Genomic DNA, 18,229 nt, shown 5'->3' with positions numbered 1-18,229 from the left:
CCCGGCCCGGCAGCCGAGCTCCCGGGCCGCCGGGCCGGGACTAAACTTGTCCGGTGACTCCCTCAACGCATTTCACGGCCGGCAACACCCCCGACGCCCCGCGCAGCGACCTCCCCGGCCTGCTCGAATCCCTGGCCGCAGACCTGCGCGGCATCGGCTACACCGTGGACGGCGTGGCCGAACTGCTCGGCGCTGCCGCGCACAGTGCACTGGGCCGCGATCAACTCGTTCCCGCGCTGATCGTCACCGAGGCTGCCTGCAAGGGTGAAACGACGACGGCGGCGCTCGCCGCCGTCGTCCGGTTCTGGCTGCTGGCCGAACCGCAGTCCGCCGCAACACTCGACGCGGCCCTGCCCGGCATCCGCACGGCCGGTCTGCTGGAGCTGGGCCTGGTTGAGCCGTCCGCCGACGGTCTGGTTCAGGCCAAAGTGGATCTGCGGCCGTACGGCTGGGAGGGGATACCCGGGGACGGCGCCCAGGGGGACAGCGCCCAGGGGGACAACACCCAGGGGGACGGCGCCCAGGGGGAAAGTGATGTCAGCGGCGGCGCGGAGCTCTGGGTGGCCAGCGATCTCGCCGCCCACCAGCGGCCCGGTGTGCTGCGCCACGACCACGTGCTCGGGATCGGGCAGGCATCCACCACCCTGGTGCAGGTTACCGCCCGCCGCCACGTGGCCCGGGCCCTGGACCTGGGCACCGGCTGCGGCATCCAGACCTTCCACCTCCTGCACCACGCCGAGCACGTGACCGCCACCGACATCTCCGACCGGGCCCTGGCCTTCACCCGTTTCAACCTGCTGCTCAACGCCGGCCAGCTGCACCTGGACCCCTCGGATCTGGAAGCCCGCGTGAGTCTCCGCCGGGGCTCCCTGCTCGAGCCTGTGGCGGGCGAGGAATTCGAGCTGGTGGTCTCCAACCCGCCGTTCGTGATCACGCCGCGCAGCCCGGGCGAGGGCGCCTCGGACCAGTTCACCTACCGTGACGGTGGCCTGCCGGGCGATGACATTGTCGCCGACCTGGTCCGGGCCCTTCCCTCGGTTCTTGCCCCTGCCGGAACTGCCCAGCTGCTGGGCAACTGGGAGATCCCGGCGGGCGCGGCCTGGGATGAGCGGCCGCGCAGCTGGGCCAGCGCCGACGCGGACGTCTGGTTCCTGCAGCGCGAGCAGGTCAGCCCGGAACAGTACGCCGAAACGTGGCTTCAGGACGCCTCCGAGGCCCGCGACCGGCGGCTCTACCAGGACTCGTACGCCGCATACCTGGACGATTTTGCCTCCCGCCAGGTCGAGGCCATCGGCTTCGGGATGATCTGGCTGCGCCGTCCCGCGGAAGGCTCACCGCCAGTGCTGCGGCGTTTCGAGGAGATCACCTATCCGATCGAGCAGCCCGTCGGCCCGCACCTCGGCGCCGCCCTGGAGCGCGCCGACTGGCTGGCCGCCCATGACCTGGCAGCAGCGCACCTGCTCGTGGCCGACGACGTCACCGAGGAGCGGCACCAGCGCCCCGGCGCCGAACACCCCGGCGTGATCCTGCTGCGCCAGGGTGCGGGCCTCCGCCGCACCAACCTGCTGAGCACCGAACTGGCCGGGTTTGTCTCAGCGTGTGACGGCGACCTCTCCGTCCGGCAGATCATCGGTGCCCTTGAGGCGCTGCTGGGCGGGGGCGAGGACTGGGACGGCGAGGCCTTCCGGGGCGGGCTCCTCACCGAAGTGGGAAACCTGGTCCGCGACGGCTTCCTGCTGCCCGCCTGACACTGCGCCGCCCGCTGACGGGCGGGCTGGCGCGGAAGGGGAGGCTGACACCGCCGGGCCGGCCGCGGGGACAACCGGGCCGGCTGCGCCCTTGGTGCCGTAGCGCGGCAGGACGTGCGCGGCGACGGCCAGGGCTGCCAGCACCCCGGCCGCTCCCGCCACCAGGAAGCTGACCCGGATGGGGAGCAGGGCGCCGAGCAGCCCGCCCAGCGCCAGGGCACCGATGGTCACCGCCCGGGTCAGGCCGCCGATGATCGCCATCGCCTGGCCCCGGCCGCTTTCCGGGATCCGCAGGATTACTATCGCCCCGAAGCAGGCGTTCAGCGCCCCGCAGGAGGCTCCCATTGCGGTATAGGCCACGAACAGCAGTTCCATGTTCGGCACCTGCGCCATGATTCCCAGAAAAGCCGATGTCAGGGCCATCGAGACCAGCAGCACGCGCAGCCGGGCCTGCGGGGTCGTGATCCGGCTGGCCAGCGCCGCACCGGAAGCCATCCCCAGACCAAACGACGCGGCGAGCAGCCCGTACTGCATTTCGGTGGCGCCGAGCTCGTCGCGGGCCAGGAAAACCTCAAGGACGTTCGTCGCCTCGCCGACGGTGATGAAGAACAGCGCGCCGATGACCAGCGCCCAGACCAGGCCGTCCCGCCGGAGGTGGCGGAGTCCGTCAAGCAGGGCGGGCCGTTCCATGCCGGCCCGTTCGGCCGCCGTCCCGCGCCGGGTCCGGATCAGCATGGCGCCCGCGGCCATCGCGAGGTAGCAGCCGCTGGCCACGGCAAAAACCAGGCCGGATCCGCCCCAGCCGCTGAGTAGCCCTCCCGCCGCCGGTCCCACCATGCCGGCGATCATAATCGTTGCCTGCATCGTGCCCAGCGCGCGCGGGGTCCGCTCCTCGCCCACAATCCTGGGCAGCAGGGCCTGCCAGGTCGGTCCGGCCACGGCCTGCGCTGTGTCGAGCAGGAAGGTCATGGCAAACAGCACCGGCAGGTAGTTTTCCAGATACTGCATTCCCAGGCCCATGCCGCCGACGGCCACGGCACTGACCACGGACGACGCCGTCGCGAGCGTCCGCGAATCCCTTGTGTCCGCCAGCCGGCCGGCCCACGGGGCCAGCAGCACCAGGGGGAGTGCCGAGCAGAGCAGATAGGCCGCCACGAGCCAGGGCCCTGCAACTGGGGTCTGGCCGGCGGCGGCAAGATTCTGCAGGTGCAACATAACGCTGATGATGACGGCGCCCATGCCTGCCGTGGCAACGAAGCGGGAGCCGCTGGCGAGCAGGAAATCGTGGTTGCGCCAGAGCGGCAGCGCGGCCACGGATCCGCCCGGAGCGTCATGAAATACCTGTTTCATGAGAGCAAACTATCGCGCCGGGAATTAGGTGTCAAGCATTCCTTTCATAGTTTGGCGGTGCTCGGTAGACTTGAAGGGTGAGTACAGGAACCCCAGCGGCGGAGCCACCGGTGCCTCCGGCGGCCAGGCGTCGGCAGCGCGCGGAAAAGAAAGTGGAAATCACCGACCCGAAGGCGATCCGGGCGCTGGCCCACGCCGCCCGGCTGGAAGTCATTTCCGAACTGTATTCGACCCAGGTCAGCCGGACGGCCACCGAACTCGCCGCACAGACCGGCCTCACGCCGAGCGCCATGAGCTACCACCTGCGCGCCCTGCAGAAATGGGGCATTGTGGTCCCGGCGGCCACCGCGGGCGACGCCAGGGAGCGCCGCTGGAAAGCGGCGGGAACGGACTTCACGATCAACTCCGGCGGCGGCGTGGCAAGTCCGGAGTTCGCCGTGCTGGATCTCGAACTTGATGCCTACCGCCGGCGTGTCAGTGCCTACGCCAAGACCCGGGACGAGCTGCGCCAGCGCGGCGAAACCGTGGACGGGCCCTCCTCGTCCGTCGTGCTGGCCAGCAACCTGCTCTATTTGACGCCGGAGCAGCGTACGGAGCTGAATAGCAGGCTCTTTGAACTATTGCGGGACTACGAACTGGAGGATCCGGACCACGTCCCCGAGGGTGCGGAGCGGATGGCGACCATGTGGTCGATGATTCCGGATGACCGCGGACAGTCCCCGGCGACGCCCGGGCAGTCCCCGGCGGGCTCCGGACAGTCCCCGGCGACGCCCGGGCGGTCCCCGGCGGGCTCCGGACAGTCCCCGGCGACGCCCGGGCGGTCCCCGGCCGCCCCAGGTCCCGGCCCCGTCTGACAAGCTCCGGGCCGCGCGCCGGCGCCGGGCGAGAGCGTGCGGCGCAGACGGTTCTTTACGCCCGGAAGTCGCGTCCGGGACCCCGTCTTTTCAGGCTGAATGCGCGGTAATCCGCAAAATATGGTGAACTAGGCGGGTATGGGCGCATCTGCCCGAGCAACCTTTTTCTGTAGGAGCACCGTGCCAAGTAAGGCCAAAACCGGTAAGAAACTCGTGATTGTGGAGTCTCCCGCCAAGAGCAAGACCATCGCCAAGTACCTCGGCGAGGGCTTCATTGTTGAGGCCTCCATTGGTCACATCCGGGACCTCCCGCAGCCCTCGGAACTGCCGGCGGAACTGAAGAAGACCTCGGTGGGCAAGTTCGCCGTCGACATTGATAACGACTTCAAGCCGTACTACGTGGTGTCCCCGGACAAGAAGAAAAAGGTCGCCGAACTCAAGGCGCAACTCAAAGACGCTGACGCTCTCTATCTCGCAACCGATGGGGACCGCGAGGGCGAGGCCATCGCGTGGCACCTTCTCGAAGTGCTCAAGCCCAAGGTGCCGGTCTACCGGATGACCTTCGGTGAAATCACCAAGGAAGCCATTCACCGCGCTATGGACAACCTGCGTGACGTCGACCAGGACCTGGTGGACGCGCAGGAAACCCGCCGAGTGCTGGACCGCCTCTACGGCTACGAGATCTCCCCGGTGCTGTGGCGCAAGGTGGCCCGCGGCCTCTCCGCCGGCCGCGTGCAGTCCGTGGTGACCCGCATGGTCGTGGACCGCGAGCGTGAGCGGATGGCCTTCAAAGCGGCCTCCTACTGGGACCTGACCGGCCAGTTCGGCGCAGGTTCCGGCTCCTTCAAGGCCAAACTCGCGATGGTCGACGGCGCCAAGGTCGCCAGCGGCCGGGACTTCAACGACAGTGGCGAGCTCACCTCCCGCAACGCCGTGCACCTCAATGAGGAACGCGCCACCTCCCTTGCCGCCGGGCTGCAGGACGCCGATTTCCGCGTCCGCTCCGTCGACACCAAGCCGTACACCCGCCGCCCGGCCGCCCCGTTCACCACCTCGACGCTCCAGCAGGAGGCCGGCCGCAAGCTGCGCTTCTCCTCCAAGAGCACCATGCAGGTGGCCCAGCGGCTGTACGAAAACGGCTACATCACCTACATGCGTACCGACTCCTCCGCGCTGAGCAACGAGGCCCTCACGGCGGCTCGGCGCCAGGCCTCCGAGCTGTACGGTCCGGAATACATCCCGGCGTCCCCGCGCGTCTACAGCGGGAAGGCCGCCAACGCGCAGGAGGCCCACGAGGCCATCCGTCCCGCCGGCGACTCCTTCCGTACCCCCGCCCAGGTGGCCAAGCTGCTGTCCGGCGACGAGTTCCGCCTCTACGAGCTGATCTGGAAGCGCACCGTCGCCTCGCAGATGGCCGATGCCAAGGGCTCCACCGCAACGATCCGCCTCGGTGCGGTCGCAGCGGACGGACGCGACGCCGAGTTCTCGGCCTCCGGCACGGTCATCACCTTCCCCGGCTTCCTCGCCGCCTACGAAGAAGGCAAGGACGAAAGCCGCGGCGACGACGAGTCCGACGAAGCCCGCCGGCTGCCCAACGTGGCCAAGGACGACGCGCTGACCGCGTCGGAGATCGCCGCCGTCGGGCACGAGACGTCCCCGCCGCCGCGCTTCACCGAAGCATCGCTGACCGCCGAGCTGGAAAAGAAGGGCATCGGCCGCCCGTCCACCTACGCCTCCACCATCTCCACGATCCAGGACCGCGGCTACGTCCGGAAGCAGGGCTCCGCGCTGGTCCCGAGCTGGATCGCGTTCTCCGTGATCCGCCTGTTGGAGCAGCACTTCCACGACTACGTGGACTACGAGTTCACGGCCGACATGGAGACCGACCTCGACAAGATCGCCAACGGCCAGGCCCAGGGGCCGGCCTGGCTCAAGCACTTCTACTTCGGTGAGGATTCCGAGCCCGGCCTGCTGAGCATTGTCAACAACCTCGGCGAGATCGACGCCCGGGAAATCAACTCCATCCCGATCACGGATGAGATCACGCTGCGGGTCGGGAAGTTCGGCCCGTACCTGGAAAGCTCCGTCGCGACGGTCGATCCGAAGACCGGCGAAGTGGTTGAGGCCGCGCGCGCCAACGTCCCGGAGGACCTGGCGCCGGACGAGCTCACCGCCGCCAAGGCCGTCGAGCTGATGGAAACCGCTGCCCCCGAAGAGCGCGTTCTTGGCGCGGACCCGCACACCGGGCACACCGTGGTGGCCAAGAACGGCCGCTACGGCGCCTATGTTACCGAGGTCATTCCGGAGATGACCGAGGAGCAGCTTGCCAACCAGCCGGTGGAGTACTACAAAAACGGCAAGCCCAAACCGGCGAAGAAGCCTGTGAAGGCCAAGCCCCGCACCGGGTCACTGTTCGCCTCGATGAGCGTGGACACCATCACCCTGGACGAGGCCCTGCAGCTTATGAGCCTGCCCCGGGTGCTCGGCCAGGACGCCGAAAACAACCCGATCACCGTGCAGAACGGCCGCTTCGGCCCGTACCTGAAAAAGGGCACGGATTCCCGGTCCATCGGTTCGGAGGAGGAAATCTTCACGATCACGCTGGAGCAGGCGCTGGAGATCTACTCCCAGCCGAAGCAGCGCGGCGCCCGCGCCGCCGTCCCGCCGCTGGCGGAGTTCGGCCCGGATCCGGTGTCGGAGAAGAACATCGTGGTGAAGGAGGGCCGCTTCGGCCCGTACATCACCGACGGCGTCACCAACATCACCGTCCCGCGCTCCACCGCGCTGGAGGAGCTCACCCGGGAACAGGCCGTCGAACTCCTCGCGGAGAAGCGCGCCAAGGGCCCGGTCAAGCGCACGACGACGGCGCGCAAGGCCCCGGCCCGCAAGGCCACCGCCAAGAAGTAGCTCAGCCGCGCCGGGGTGGGCGGCTCGAGGTGGCTCAGCCGCGCCGAAATCGCGGGATACGTGCGGGTTCGCGGTCACGAGGTGGCTCAGCCGCGCCGGAGTCGCCGGAAACGTGCTGGTTCGCGGTCACGAGGTGGCTCAGCCGCGCCGAAGTCGCCGGATACGTGCTGGTTCGCGGTCACGAGGGGGCTCAGCCGCGCCGAAATCGCGGGAGCACTGCTGGGTTCGCCGTAAGTTCCGGGGCGGATTCGCAGGTTTCCCGCGATTTCGCGTTTGCGGACCCGGGCCCAACGTGATCGAGTAGGAACATGACTGAACAGCCCGAGCACTTGGACCTCCAGCCGCTGAACGACCTTGAAGAGAAGCTTGCCCGCGGGGAAGACCCGGACGCCAACCCCGTTGACGTTATCCTCGCCTTCCTCAACAACGAGGTGTACATCGTGAGCGCCGATGTCCTCGAAGGTGCCGATTCCCAGGTTGAGCCGCTGGTGCTGGCGAACTCCTCCGGCAAGCCGGTCCTGGCCGTGTTCTCCCACCCGAACCGTGCCACGGAGCAGTACCTGGCCGCAGCGCCCAACGTGCTCGGCACTCAGGGCGCCGCGATCCTCGGCAACCTCGGCGACGACCTCGGCATGGTCATCAACCCCGGTGCAGCCTTTGGCTTCGAGATCGATCCGGAGGGCGTGGCGAACATCCGCCGCGACTTCAAGCCCACCGACGAGAACGAGAACGAGGACGAGGACGCCCAGCCCTAAGGCTGACCCTAAACTCAGCACGGGTAACACAGGCCCAGGCCCGGACCCTGGTAACCCAGGCCCGGGGCCTGGGACCTGAGACCCGACCCTGATCCCGGTACCTCCGGCCGGCCGGCCCGCCGCCCCGCCGGCCAGCCGGCCCGCCGGCCGTGACGATCGTGTCAGGCGACCGGTGCGTAAGGCGGGTTTGGTCCCCGGGGGGATAATGGCCCTATGCGTCTTGGCGTCCTCGATATCGGATCAAACACTGTCCATCTCCTGCTGGTGGATGCCCACGCGGGTGCGCGCCCGGTGCCTTTCGCCTCACACAAGCGCCCGCTGTCCCTGGTGCAGTTCCTTGAGAGCGACGGCAGCATCAATGACGCCGGGCAGCATGAGCTGATCGAGTTCGTCCTCGAGGCGTGGGAATTCGCGGCCAAGCACAAGGCCGAAGACCTGCTGGCGTTCTGTACGTCCGCGATCCGCGAGGCTACCAATGGGGCTGCCGTACTGGCCCGCGTCAAGCACGAGACCACCGTAACTTTGCAGGAGCTGACCGGCAGCGAGGAATCCTCGATGACGTTCTTCGCCGTCCGCCGCTGGTATGGCTGGGGCGCCGGACCCATGCTGAACCTGGATATCGGCGGCGGGTCCTTTGAAATGGCCTACGGTGAAGACGAACTCCCCGAACTCGCGACCTCCGTCCCGCTGGGTGCGAGCCGGCTGACCCGGGACTGGCTCCAGGACGACCCGCCCTCGGCCAAGAGCGTCAAGGACCTTCGCCGCTACATCAGGGCCACGCTCAAACCGGTCGTACGCGACTTCGCGAAGCTTGGCAGGGCGAACCACGTGGCGGGCACCTCCAAGACCTTCCGTTCGCTGGCGCGCATCGCCGGCGCCGCGCCCAGCGCCGCAGGCCCCTACGTCAAGCGTGAGCTGTTCGCCACGGACCTTGGTCTCTGGGCGCAGCGTATTTCTGCCATGGAGGTCAAGGACCGGCTGAACCTTCCCGGAGTCTCCGAGGCCCGTGCCCCCCAGCTGTTGGCAGGGGCGCTGGTGGCCGAAGCCGCTCTCGAAATGTTCGAGTTTTCGAGCCTGGAAATCTGCCCTTGGGCCCTTCGCGAAGGCCTGATCCTCCGCCGGCTGGATCAGCTGGTCTTCGAGGGTCCGCTGCAGCCAGCACCACACGTGACCCGGAACGACCGCCCCGTCCAGCGGCCGTCACTCGACGCCAAGGCGCCCGAGGATGCAATGGCACGGCCGTCCGACGTCCGGTGACTCCGCGGATTTTGACGTGGCGCAGGCCCAAGTCAGGCAGGCCGGATTTCGCGCAGGCCCGAGTCAGGCAGACCGGATGTCGCGCTGTCGGATGTCGATCCGGACGCAGGCCGTTCGTCTAATAGGTGAGAGGCCGGCAGAAAGCCGGCCGCTTCGTCAAGGAGGACAGCACCATGGCACAGTACCTGCTCAACGTTTACCAGCCCGTCGGCCCCGCCCCGGCCGCGGACTTTCTTGAGCCCATCATGCGGGACGTCGACGCCCTTAACCGTGAAATGCAGGACGCCGGCGCCTGGGTTTTTGGCGCCGGTCTCCATCCCACCGAAACAGCCACTGTCGTCCGGCCGCAGGGCACTGAGCTGCTCATCACGGACGGTCCCTTCGCCGAAGCCAAGGAGCACCTCGGCGGGTTCACCGTCATCGAGGCGGAGGACCTCGACGCCGCACTCGGCTGGGCCGGCAAGCTCGCCCGCGCGACGACGCTACCCATCGAAGTCCGCCCGATCCAGCACTAGGCACCCAGAATGGCGGGTGAAGCAGCGTCCACCGGACCGGTGCCGGAACCCACTGGGACACCGGTGCCGGACATTGCCCGTGTCTTCCGGGAGGAATACGGGCGTGCCGTTGCCGTGCTGACCCGCGTGCTGGGGGACATCGACGCCGCCGAGGACGCCGTCCAGGATGCTTTCACCCTCGCGGTCCAGCACTGGCCGTCCGGCGGCGTCCTGCGCAGCCCGGCGGCGTGGATCATCACCACGGCGCGGAACCGTGCGGTCGACCGTCTGCGCCGGGAAGCCGGACGCGAGGACAAACAGCGCGGCGCGGCGCAGCTGCACGCGGCCCGTTCCGCGGACCCGCGGACGCCCGAGGAGCACGTGGTCGCCGAACTCTCAAGGGAGGGCACCGTGGACGATGACCGGCTGCGGCTAATTTTCACCTGCTGCCACCCGGCCCTGGCCACCAACGCGCAGGTGGCCCTGACGCTCCGGCTGCTAGGCGGACTCACGACGGCGGAAATCGCCCATGCTTTCCTGGTCCCGGAATCCACCATGGCGCAGCGCCTGGTCCGGGCCAAAGTGAAGATCAGGGATGCCCGGATTCCTTACCGGGTGCCGCAGGGCGCGGAACGTCCCGCGCGGCTGCCGGCGGTGCTCGCGGTGGTGTATCTCATCTTCAACGAGGGCTACAGTTCCAGTTTCGGCGGGCCGCTGATCCGGGAGGACCTTTGCCGGGAGGCGATCAGGCTGGGCCGCCTGCTGGCGGCGCTGATGCCGGACGAACCCGAGGTGACGGGCCTGCTGGCCCTGATGCTGCTGACCGAATCGCGGCGCACCGCGCGGGAAGCCGAGGGAGGTCTGGTGCTGCTGGCGGATCAGGACCGGACCCGGTGGGACCGAACCCTGATCGCGGAGGGCCAGGCACTGGTCCGACAATGTTTGCGGCGGAACCAGCCCGGGCCCTACCAGTTGCAGGCCTCGATCAGCGTTGTCCACAGCGTCGCTCCCGAGGCCGCGGCAACGGACTGGCGGCAGATCCTCCGGCTCTACGATCAGCTCCTTGAGGTCGCGCCGGGGCCGGTCGTGGCGCTCAACCGGACCGTGGCAGTGGCCGAGCTCGAAGGTCCGGAAGTCGCGCTGCGCCTCGCCGACGCGCTCGAGCTGGAGGGCTACCACCTGTTCCACGCCGTCCGCGCGGATTTCCTCGTCCGGCTGGGCCGCGCCGATGAGGCCGCGGGAGCATACGCCTCCGCCCTGAACCTGGCCCGAAACGCGGCCGACCGGAGATTTCTGGAAGCCCGCCTCCTTGACGTGGCGGCTCCCGGAACCGGAGATACCGCTTAACGTCGAAAGGCACCGGCCGTCTGCTGCGGGAAAATGGGGGAAAACCCGCTGCAGACCACCGGTGCCGGGCAGACATCCGCATGCCTGCCGCATCACTCGCACCCTCAATGGGGTAACTACTAAGTTACGCGGGGAGTTTGTTAAGACCCTGACCCCGGGATGTGAGCTGGCTGTGAATCGGGCCGGACTGCAATGATGGGGGCATGAGCAACCGAATCGCATTCCTGGGCTGTGGGTCAATGAACGAGGCCATCATGACCGGCCTGATCGCCGGCGGCGCTGACCCGGCGGACATTGTCGCCACGGTCCGCCGCGCCGAACGGGCCGACGAACTCGCCAAACGGCATCAGGGCATCACCGCCATTGCCGGCGAGGAAGAGCCGGAGAACAACAAGCAGGCGGCCACCGGCGCAGGCGTCGTGATCCTGGGTGTGAAGCCCATTGGCACCGCTGAGCTCGCCCGGGAAATCGGTGGTTCGCTGGCTCCGGACACCATCGTCATCAGCGTCGCGGCCGCCGTGTCCCTCGAGCAGCTCGAAGCGGCACTGCCGGCCGGCCAGCCGGTGATCCGGAGCATGCCCAACACCCCGGCGCGGCTGGGCCGCGGCGTCGTGTCCGTGTCGCCGGGCACGCACTGCACCCCGGAGCAGCTTCAGCGGGCCAAGGATCTGCTGGCCGCCGCGGGCACCGTTGTCGAAATCCCCGAAGAGCAGGTGGACGCGCTGTCGGCGATCAGCGGCTCGGGTCCGGCGTACGTGTTCTATCTGGCCGAAGCGATGGCGAACGCCGGCGTCGAGCTGGGACTGGACCGCGACCTCTCGCTGATGATCGCCCGTGAAACCGTGGCCGGAGCCGGCTATATGCTCGCTGAGCCGGGCGCGGATGCGGAGGCGCTGCGCAAGGGAGTCAGCAGCCCCAACGGCACGACCGAACGCGCGATCGCCAGCTTCGACGCCGGCGGCCTGCCCGCGATCATTGCCGAGGGCGCCCGCGCCGCCTCCGCCCGGGCCGCGGAGATCACCCAGCAGCTGGCCTGACGCCCGGACGCCGCTGGCCTGACGCCCGGAGCCCCCGCACCGGCCGTTACGGCCGGGCGGCGAACCGCTCCAGCAGGTCTACGTGCCCGGAAACAATGAGCATGTCCCGTGCGGAAACCTTCGTCTCCGGGCGGGCGTAGGTGAAGTCCTCGCCCGGGGACTTCACGCCTACAATCGTGACGCCGTACTTGGACCGGACCTTGGATTCGTCCAGCGTGAAGCCCACGGTTTCGCGCGGCGGGTACATCTTCACGATCGCGAAGTCGTCGTCGAACTCGATGAAGTCCAGCATCCGGCCGGAGACCAGGTGCGCGGCCCGGACACCGGCGTCGGCCTCCGGGTAGATCACGTGGTTGGCGCCGATCCGGGTCAGGATCTTGCCGTGCGAGGGCGTGATCGCCTTGACCCAGAGGTGCTCGATGCCGAGGTCCACCAGGTTCACGGTGATCAGCACCGAGGATTCGATCGAGGTGCCCACCCCCACGACGGCGGAGCTGAACTCCTGCGCGCCGAGCTGGCGGAGGGCGTCGATGTTGGTGGCGTCGGCCTCGACGACGTGCGTCAGGACGCCCGACCACTTCTGCACCAGGCTGCGGTCGCGTTCGATGGCCAGCACCTCGCGGCCCTGCTTGACCAGCTGTTCAGCGGTGGAAGCGCCGAAGCGGCCCAGCCCGATCACCAGCACGGGTGCGTTGTGGGCGGGGCGGTTGACGGCGTTTGAGGAACTAGCCAATGATCGGTCTCTCTTCCGGGTAGTGGTACAGCTGGCTGCGCTGGCGCAGGGCCAGGGCGGCGGCAAGGGTGACGGTCCCGACGCGACCGGCGAACATCAGGACGGTGAGGACGTAGACGCCCGACGGCGGGAGCTCGGCGCTGAGGTTCGTGCTGAGGCCCACCGTGGCGAAGGCCGAAATGGTCTCAAAGAGCACCCGGTCCAGGGACGCGCCGCTGATGTGAAGCAGCAGCATCGCCGACACGGCGACCAGTGTGGCGCCGGCGACGATGACCGAGATGGCCACCCGCATGGTTCCCTCCGGGATGGTCCGGCCGTACACCTTTACATCGGAGTCGCCGCGGGCCTCGGCCAGGATCGCCAGGAACATCACCGCGATGGTGGTCACCTTGATGCCGCCCGCGGTCGACGCCGAGCCGCCGCCGGCGAACATCAGGGCGTCGGTCAGGAGCATCGTGGTGGAATCCATCTGGTTCTGGTCCACCAGGTTGAAGCCGCCGGAACGGGTCATCACCGACGCAAACATCGAATGGATGACCTTGTCCGCCACGTTCATGCCGCCGATGGTCCTCAGGTTCTCCCATTCCATCAGCCCCCACAGCAGCGTGCCGCCGACCAGCAGGATCAGGGAGACCTGGATGGTCAGCTTGGTGTGCAGGTTCCATTTCTTCCAGTTCAGCCCGTTCTGCTGCAGCACCATCACCACCGGGAAACCCAGGCTGCCGAGGAAGACGCCGACCATCAGCGGGACCAGGATCCACAAGTCCGTCTCATAGGGCACAATCCCGTCCGAGTGCGGGGTGAAGCCGGCGTTGTTGAACGCCGAAATCGAGTAGAACACCCCGTGCCAGACTGACTGGCCGAAGCTTTCGCCCAGCGTCAGGAACCGCGGGATCAGGACAACCGCCAGCGCGGCCTCGATCACAACCGAGGTGACGATGACGATCCGCAGCAGGGTGCCCACCTCGCCGAGGCGGCCGGCGTTCATGGCCTCCTGGGCGATCAGTTTGCCGCGGACACCCAGCTTCTTGCTGACCATGAGGGCCAGCAGCGAGGCCAGCGTCAGGGTGCCCAGGCCGCCGACGAAAATGCCGATCAGGATGATGAGCTGGCCGAAGAAGGACCAGTGCACCGCTGTTGACACCACGGTCAGGCCGGTCACGCAGACGGCGGACACCGCGGTGAACATTGCCTGGTGCAGCGGCGTGAAATCACCGGTGGCAGAGGAGACCGGCAGGGACAGCAAGAAGGTGAAGACCAGGATCACCATGCCGAACGCGGACAGCGCGAGCCGGGCCGGCGTCGTGTTGGCGATGTTGTCGATGAAGTCGCGGAGGCGTGTGAAAATCCACAGGCCTTCCCGCTCCGGAGCGCCGGGGTGCCAGTTGGCCGGGCTCTGGGACCTCGACTGGCTCTGCGTCATGTGTCGCTTATCCTCGCTTGAAACTTCTTCCTTCAGTAGTAAACCACTAAACCCCGCGCAATGACGGGGGAACGGAGCCCCACGCTCGGGTAGCCTGTGATTGATGACATACCTGCCGGGGCTCGCAAAGACCGCACTGCCGACGACGGTGGTGTGGGATCCTGCCATGACCGCGTACAACTTCGGCCACAGCCACCCGATGGCCCCGGAGCGGATGGAACTCACGGCCCGGCTGGCCGGAAGCCTCGGCCTGCTGGATCTGGAGCACGTTACCGTCGCGGCCCCGGAAGTCGCCAGTGACGCGGAGCTCAGCACCGTCCACAGCCCGGAGTTCGTCGCGGCCGTGCGGCGCGTCAGCGCGGATCCGGAGTCCCCTGACCTCGAGCGCGGACTCGGCACCGAGGATGACCCGGCCTTCGCCGGCATGCACGAGGCCAGCGCCCGGCTGGCCGGCGGCTCGCTGCTGGCCGCGGCCGCGATCCTGGACGGCAGCGCCGTCCGGGCGGTGAACTTCGGCGGCGGCATGCATCACGCGGCCCGCGAACGCGCGAGCGGCTTCTGCATCTACAACGACGCCGCCCTCGCCATCCAGCGGCTGCTCGACGGCGGCCTGCAGCGCGTGGTCTACATCGACATCGACGCCCACCACGGCGACGGAACCCAGAGCATCTTCTGGAACGATCCCCGCGTGCTCACGATCTCCCTCCACGAGACGGGACTGACCCTGTTCCCGGGCACCGGCTACGCCAATGAGATCGGCGGGCCCAACGCGGAGGGCAGCGCCGTAAACGTGGCCCTGCCGGCCGGCACCGGCGACGGTGGCTGGCTGCGCGCGTTCCACGCCGTCGTGCCGCAGCTCGTCGGCGCCTTCAAGCCCGAGGTCATCGTGAGCCAGCACGGCTGTGACTCGCACCGGCTGGACCCGCTCACGCACCTGAACATCAGCGTCGACGGCCAGCGGGAGGCCGCCACCGCCATCAGCAACCTTGCGGCCCGCTACTGCGACAACCGCTGGATCTCCACCGGCGGCGGCGGCTACAACGTCATCACCGTCGTGCCGCGGTCCTGGAGCCACCTGATCGCCATTGCGGCCGGCCGCCCCGTTCCCCTCCGCACCCCGGTGCCGGAGGACTGGCGCAGCTATGTAAAGGAAAAGTACGGGGCCAAGTACGGCGTCGATGCACCGCACATGATGGGCGACGACGTAGACCTCTGGTGGCGCTCCTGGGAAGTCGGCTTCGACCCGAACGACGACGTTGACCGGACCGTGATGGCCACCCGCAAGGAAGTCTTCCCGCTCTACGGGCTGGACCCCTGGTTCGACTGAGCGCTGGACCCCTGGTTCGACTGAGCGCTGGACGCCGGGTTCGCCTGGTTTGACTGCTGACCGGCTTCGGCGGGTTGCGCGGCGGGGTTCTCGGTCTGGAACACGACCCCGGCGGCGCCGATGATCCAGCCCAGCAGCGAGAGTGAGAACGCCCCGATCAGGTCGGTGGAGGCGGTGCCTTTGACGAGCCACACGGCGAGCACCAGCAGCCCGATCACGAGGTACACCAGCAGCGCGGCGATGACCCGGCCCGACAGCTTCGTGGTGATCCCGCCGGCGTCGAACGTGCCGGCCACGGCCTGCCCGCCGCCCTGTTCCTCCCGGCGCATCTCGGCAATGGTGAAGCCGAGGGCGGAGGCGGTGAGTGAACTCAGCGAGGTGGAGAGCACACCGGCGGCGCAGACGACCGCGCCGTTCAGGTCGGGCGCGGTACCCGGCACCTCCGGGATGAACACCCAGACCTTGAACAGCACGTTGCCCCAAACGATCACGAACAGGGCCAGGAACACGGCGGCGATGATATTGAATAGCTGTTTCCGGAAGAAATCACCCATGGCGGTCCACTCCTCTGCGTCGGTAGGCTGCGGCCCCACCTGCCGGGAAGGCGGTGCGTCCGTTGTAGCACCGCGCCCGGTCCGGGGCAATGCCCGGGCGCTAGCAGCGGGGCAGGCAATTGGTGGATGCCATCCGGCGTATATGTCGCTAGTGTGGAGGGCATGGTGACAGACGACGTATTTGCCGTCATTGCTGAGGCAACCCGGCGTGACATTCTGGTCTCCCTCCGCAAGGGGGACAAAGCAGTGGGGGAGCTGGTCCAGGAGCTCGCCGCCAGCCAGCCCACCATTTCCAAGCACCTGAAGGTACTCCGCGAAGCGGACCTGGTGAGCATGCGCGCCCAGGGCCAGAAGCGCTACTACACACTGAATCCGAAGCCGCTGGCCGGGATCGTCAGCTGGCTGGAGACGTTCGACGTCGGCGGAACCGCCGCGCCGGAAGCGTCCGCGGCGCGGACCGCGAAGCCCCGGATCCAGCAGGTCCCGGACACCCAGCCCGTCCCGGACACCCTGGCCGCCGTCCTCTCCGTCCCCGAAGCCTCTTCAGCCACCCCGGCACCCGCCGCAGCAGCGCCCGCCGCAGCAACGCCGCCCGGTGCAGCAGCCGCGGCACTCGCCGGACGGCCCGCCGGCAGCCCGCTCAGTCCCGCCGTCGTCCTGCCGGTCGGCACGGCAGGCGAGGACAGCAGGCCCCAGCAGATCGGCCGCACCGTCGGCCGCGCCGCCACCAGGGCCGCTGACCTTCTGGCCAGCCTGCCGAAGTTCGGCCGCCGGAAGTAACCGGCCGCCAAAAGCCGGCCGCAAACAGTCCGCCGCCAACCGTTCAACGCAGGCAGCGCGGCCGCCAACGGACCCGCAGCGCTGTGTTTCTCACCACCCCGTTTTTGTCACACGCGGTGGCCGCTGGGGCCCGAAATAGAAAATCCTCACCGCCCGGTGCAACCATGGATAGGCTTGTTTGTTGCGCCCCGCGAGGGGCGCCAAGGTTAGGGAGTTGGAATGGACGCACGGCTTGAAGCCATCCGGGACACGGTGCTGGCACGGAATCCCGGTGAAGGGGAATTCCACCAGGCAGTCACCGAGGTCTTCGAAAGCCTCGGGCCGGTGCACGACCGCCACCCGGAGTTCCTCGAAGGCGCCGTGCTCGAGCGGCTTTGCGAGCCCGAGCGGCAGATCATCTTCCGGGTCCCGTGGGCCGATGACTCCGGTACGTTCCAGATCAACCGCGGCTTCCGCGTCGAGTTCAGCTCGGCCCTGGGCCCGTTCAAGGGCGGCCTGCGGTTCCACCCGTCGGTGAACCTGGGAATCGTGAAGTTCCTCGGCTTCGAACAGATCTTCAAGAATGCCCTCACCGGCATGCCAATCGGCGGCGGCAAGGGCGGCTCCGACTTCGACCCCCGCGGGCGTTCGGACGCCGAGATCATGCGCTTCTGCCAGTCCTTTATGACCGAGCTGTACCGCCACATCGGCGAGTACACCGATGTCCCGGCCGGGGACATCGGCGTCGGCGGCCGCGAAATCGGCTACCTCTTCGGGCAGTACAAGCGGATCACCAACCGCTACGAATCCGGTGTCCTCACCGGTAAGGGCATCAGCTGGGGCGGCTCGCTGGTGCGGCCCGAGGCCACCGGCTACGGCACCGTGATCTTTACCGAGGAAATGCTCAAGACCCGCGGCCGGACCTTCGACGGCCAGCGCGTGGTGGTCTCCGGCTCGGGCAACGTCGCCATCAACGCGATTGCCAAGGCCCAGTCACTCGGCGCCACGGTCGTTGCCTGCTCCGATTCCTCCGGCTACGTCGTGGACGAAGCCGGGATCGACGTCGAGCTGCTGCGCCAGATCAAGGAGGTCGAGCGCGGACGGCTCAAGGACTACGAGGCCCGGCGCTCCAACGTCTCGTACGTGGAGGGCGGCTCGGTCTGGGACATCGACGCGACCGTCGCGCTGCCGTGTGCCACGCAGAACGAGCTCGACGGCGTCGCCGCCGCCCGGCTGGTCCGCAACGGACTGCTGGCCGTGGGGGAGGGCGCCAACATGCCCTCGACCCCCGACGCCGTCGCGGTCTTCCAGGAAGCCCGCATCCTGTTCGGGCCGGGCAAGGCCGCCAACGCGGGCGGCGTGGCCACCTCCGCGCTGGAAATGCAGCAGAACGCGAGCCGCGACTCCTGGACCTTCGCGCATACCGAGGAGCGGCTCACCGAGATCATGATCGGGATCCACGACCGCTGCGCCGCCACCGCGGACGAATACGGCGACCCGGGCAACTACGTGCTCGGCGCAAACATCGGCGGCTTCGTCAAGGTGGCCGACGCGATGCTCGCCCAGGGGCTCATCTAGGCAGGCCCGGCCAGCACGGACAATAGCGGGGGGAGGGTTTTTCGCCAACCACTCCACCCCCTTTCTTTCCTCCCTGAACCCCCCAGAGGATCCTTCCCCCACAACC

General features: G+C 68.3%; 14 protein-coding genes and 1 pseudogene. 11 read left to right on the top strand and 4 right to left on the bottom strand.

All coding sequences use genetic code 11. The annotated features are described in order from the left end of the window. The first annotated feature begins 53 nt into the window (after positions 1-53). A complete protein-coding gene (locus tag AC50YM_RS15155) occupies positions 54-1,748 on the top strand; it encodes a DUF7059 domain-containing protein (RefSeq protein WP_494957781.1) in 1,695 nt (564 codons plus the stop codon). Between the two features lie 147 nt (positions 1,749-1,895). On the opposite strand, the pseudogene AC50YM_RS15150 reads toward AC50YM_RS15155, so the two are convergent. Further along, a pseudogene (locus tag AC50YM_RS15150) lies at positions 1,896-2,963 on the bottom strand (MFS transporter); the annotation flags it as partial. 212 nt (positions 2,964-3,175) lie between these two features. Here AC50YM_RS15150 and AC50YM_RS15145 point away from each other — a divergent pair. From AC50YM_RS15145 to proC, 7 genes are all read left to right on the top strand, one after another. Beyond that, positions 3,176-3,952 carry an ArsR/SmtB family transcription factor gene (locus AC50YM_RS15145; protein ID WP_494957780.1) on the top strand — a complete coding sequence of 259 codons (777 nt, stop codon included), beginning with the start codon at positions 3,176-3,178 and terminating at the stop codon, positions 3,950-3,952. A 180-nt stretch (positions 3,953-4,132) separates the two neighbouring features. Further along, positions 4,133-6,859, top strand: coding sequence for a type I DNA topoisomerase (gene topA, locus AC50YM_RS15140; RefSeq protein ID WP_494957779.1), 2,727 nt, complete (start codon positions 4,133-4,135; stop codon positions 6,857-6,859). Positions 6,860-7,167: 308 nt separating this feature from the next. Continuing rightward, complete coding sequence (locus AC50YM_RS15135; protein WP_494957778.1) at positions 7,168-7,614, top strand: SseB family protein; 447 nt, start codon at positions 7,168-7,170, stop codon at positions 7,612-7,614. A gap of 213 nt (positions 7,615-7,827) precedes the next feature. Then, positions 7,828-8,871 carry a Ppx/GppA family phosphatase gene (locus AC50YM_RS15130; RefSeq protein WP_494957777.1) on the top strand — a complete coding sequence of 348 codons (1,044 nt, stop codon included), beginning with the start codon at positions 7,828-7,830 and terminating at the stop codon, positions 8,869-8,871. A 173-nt stretch (positions 8,872-9,044) separates the two neighbouring features. Beyond that, positions 9,045-9,386 carry a YciI family protein gene (locus AC50YM_RS15125; protein WP_494957776.1) on the top strand — a complete coding sequence of 114 codons (342 nt, stop codon included), beginning with the start codon at positions 9,045-9,047 and terminating at the stop codon, positions 9,384-9,386. 9 nt (positions 9,387-9,395) lie between these two features. Beyond that, a complete protein-coding gene (locus tag AC50YM_RS15120) occupies positions 9,396-10,712 on the top strand; it encodes an RNA polymerase sigma factor (protein ID WP_494957775.1) in 1,317 nt (438 codons plus the stop codon). Between the two features lie 203 nt (positions 10,713-10,915). Further along, the gene (proC, locus tag AC50YM_RS15115; RefSeq protein ID WP_494957774.1) at positions 10,916-11,749 is read left to right on the top strand and encodes a pyrroline-5-carboxylate reductase; all 834 of its coding nucleotides are present in this window, start codon (positions 10,916-10,918) and stop codon (positions 11,747-11,749) included. Between the two features lie 46 nt (positions 11,750-11,795). Here the strand turns inward: proC and AC50YM_RS15110 are convergent, their stop codons facing one another. Together AC50YM_RS15110 and AC50YM_RS15105 are read right to left on the bottom strand one after the other, a co-directional pair. After that, the gene (locus tag AC50YM_RS15110) at positions 11,796-12,434 is read right to left on the bottom strand and encodes a potassium channel family protein (RefSeq protein WP_494957839.1); all 639 of its coding nucleotides are present in this window, start codon (positions 12,432-12,434) and stop codon (positions 11,796-11,798) included. A 40-nt stretch (positions 12,435-12,474) separates the two neighbouring features. Continuing rightward, the gene (locus AC50YM_RS15105) at positions 12,475-13,905 is read right to left on the bottom strand and encodes a TrkH family potassium uptake protein (protein ID WP_494957773.1); all 1,431 of its coding nucleotides are present in this window, start codon (positions 13,903-13,905) and stop codon (positions 12,475-12,477) included. Between the two features lie 103 nt (positions 13,906-14,008). Here AC50YM_RS15105 and AC50YM_RS15100 point away from each other — a divergent pair, with 103 nt between their 5' ends. Beyond that, the gene (locus tag AC50YM_RS15100) at positions 14,009-15,232 is read left to right on the top strand and encodes an acetoin utilization protein AcuC (protein WP_494957772.1); all 1,224 of its coding nucleotides are present in this window, start codon (positions 14,009-14,011) and stop codon (positions 15,230-15,232) included. On the opposite strand, the gene AC50YM_RS15095 is transcribed toward AC50YM_RS15100, so the two are convergent. Then, on the bottom strand, positions 15,205-15,786 hold the full coding sequence (locus AC50YM_RS15095; protein ID WP_494957771.1) for a hypothetical protein: 582 nt from the start codon (positions 15,784-15,786) through the stop codon (positions 15,205-15,207). The two genes, AC50YM_RS15100 and AC50YM_RS15095, sit on opposite strands and share 28 nt — an antisense overlap. A 162-nt stretch (positions 15,787-15,948) precedes the next feature. Here AC50YM_RS15095 and AC50YM_RS15090 point away from each other — a divergent pair, with 162 nt between their 5' ends. Then, positions 15,949-16,566: an ArsR/SmtB family transcription factor gene (locus AC50YM_RS15090; RefSeq protein ID WP_494957770.1), complete on the top strand. Its 618-nt coding sequence runs from the start codon at positions 15,949-15,951 to the stop codon at positions 16,564-16,566. A gap of 219 nt (positions 16,567-16,785) precedes the next feature. Further along, on the top strand, positions 16,786-18,123 hold the full coding sequence (gene gdhA, locus AC50YM_RS15085; protein WP_494957769.1) for an NADP-specific glutamate dehydrogenase: 1,338 nt from the start codon (positions 16,786-16,788) through the stop codon (positions 18,121-18,123). Positions 18,124-18,229: the final 106 nt, after the last annotated feature.

Source organism: Pseudarthrobacter sp. RHLT1-30-1, from assembly GCF_059383415.1.
The sequence above is the reverse complement of the archived record's forward strand: the minus strand, read 5'-3'. Positions and strand labels throughout refer to the sequence as shown.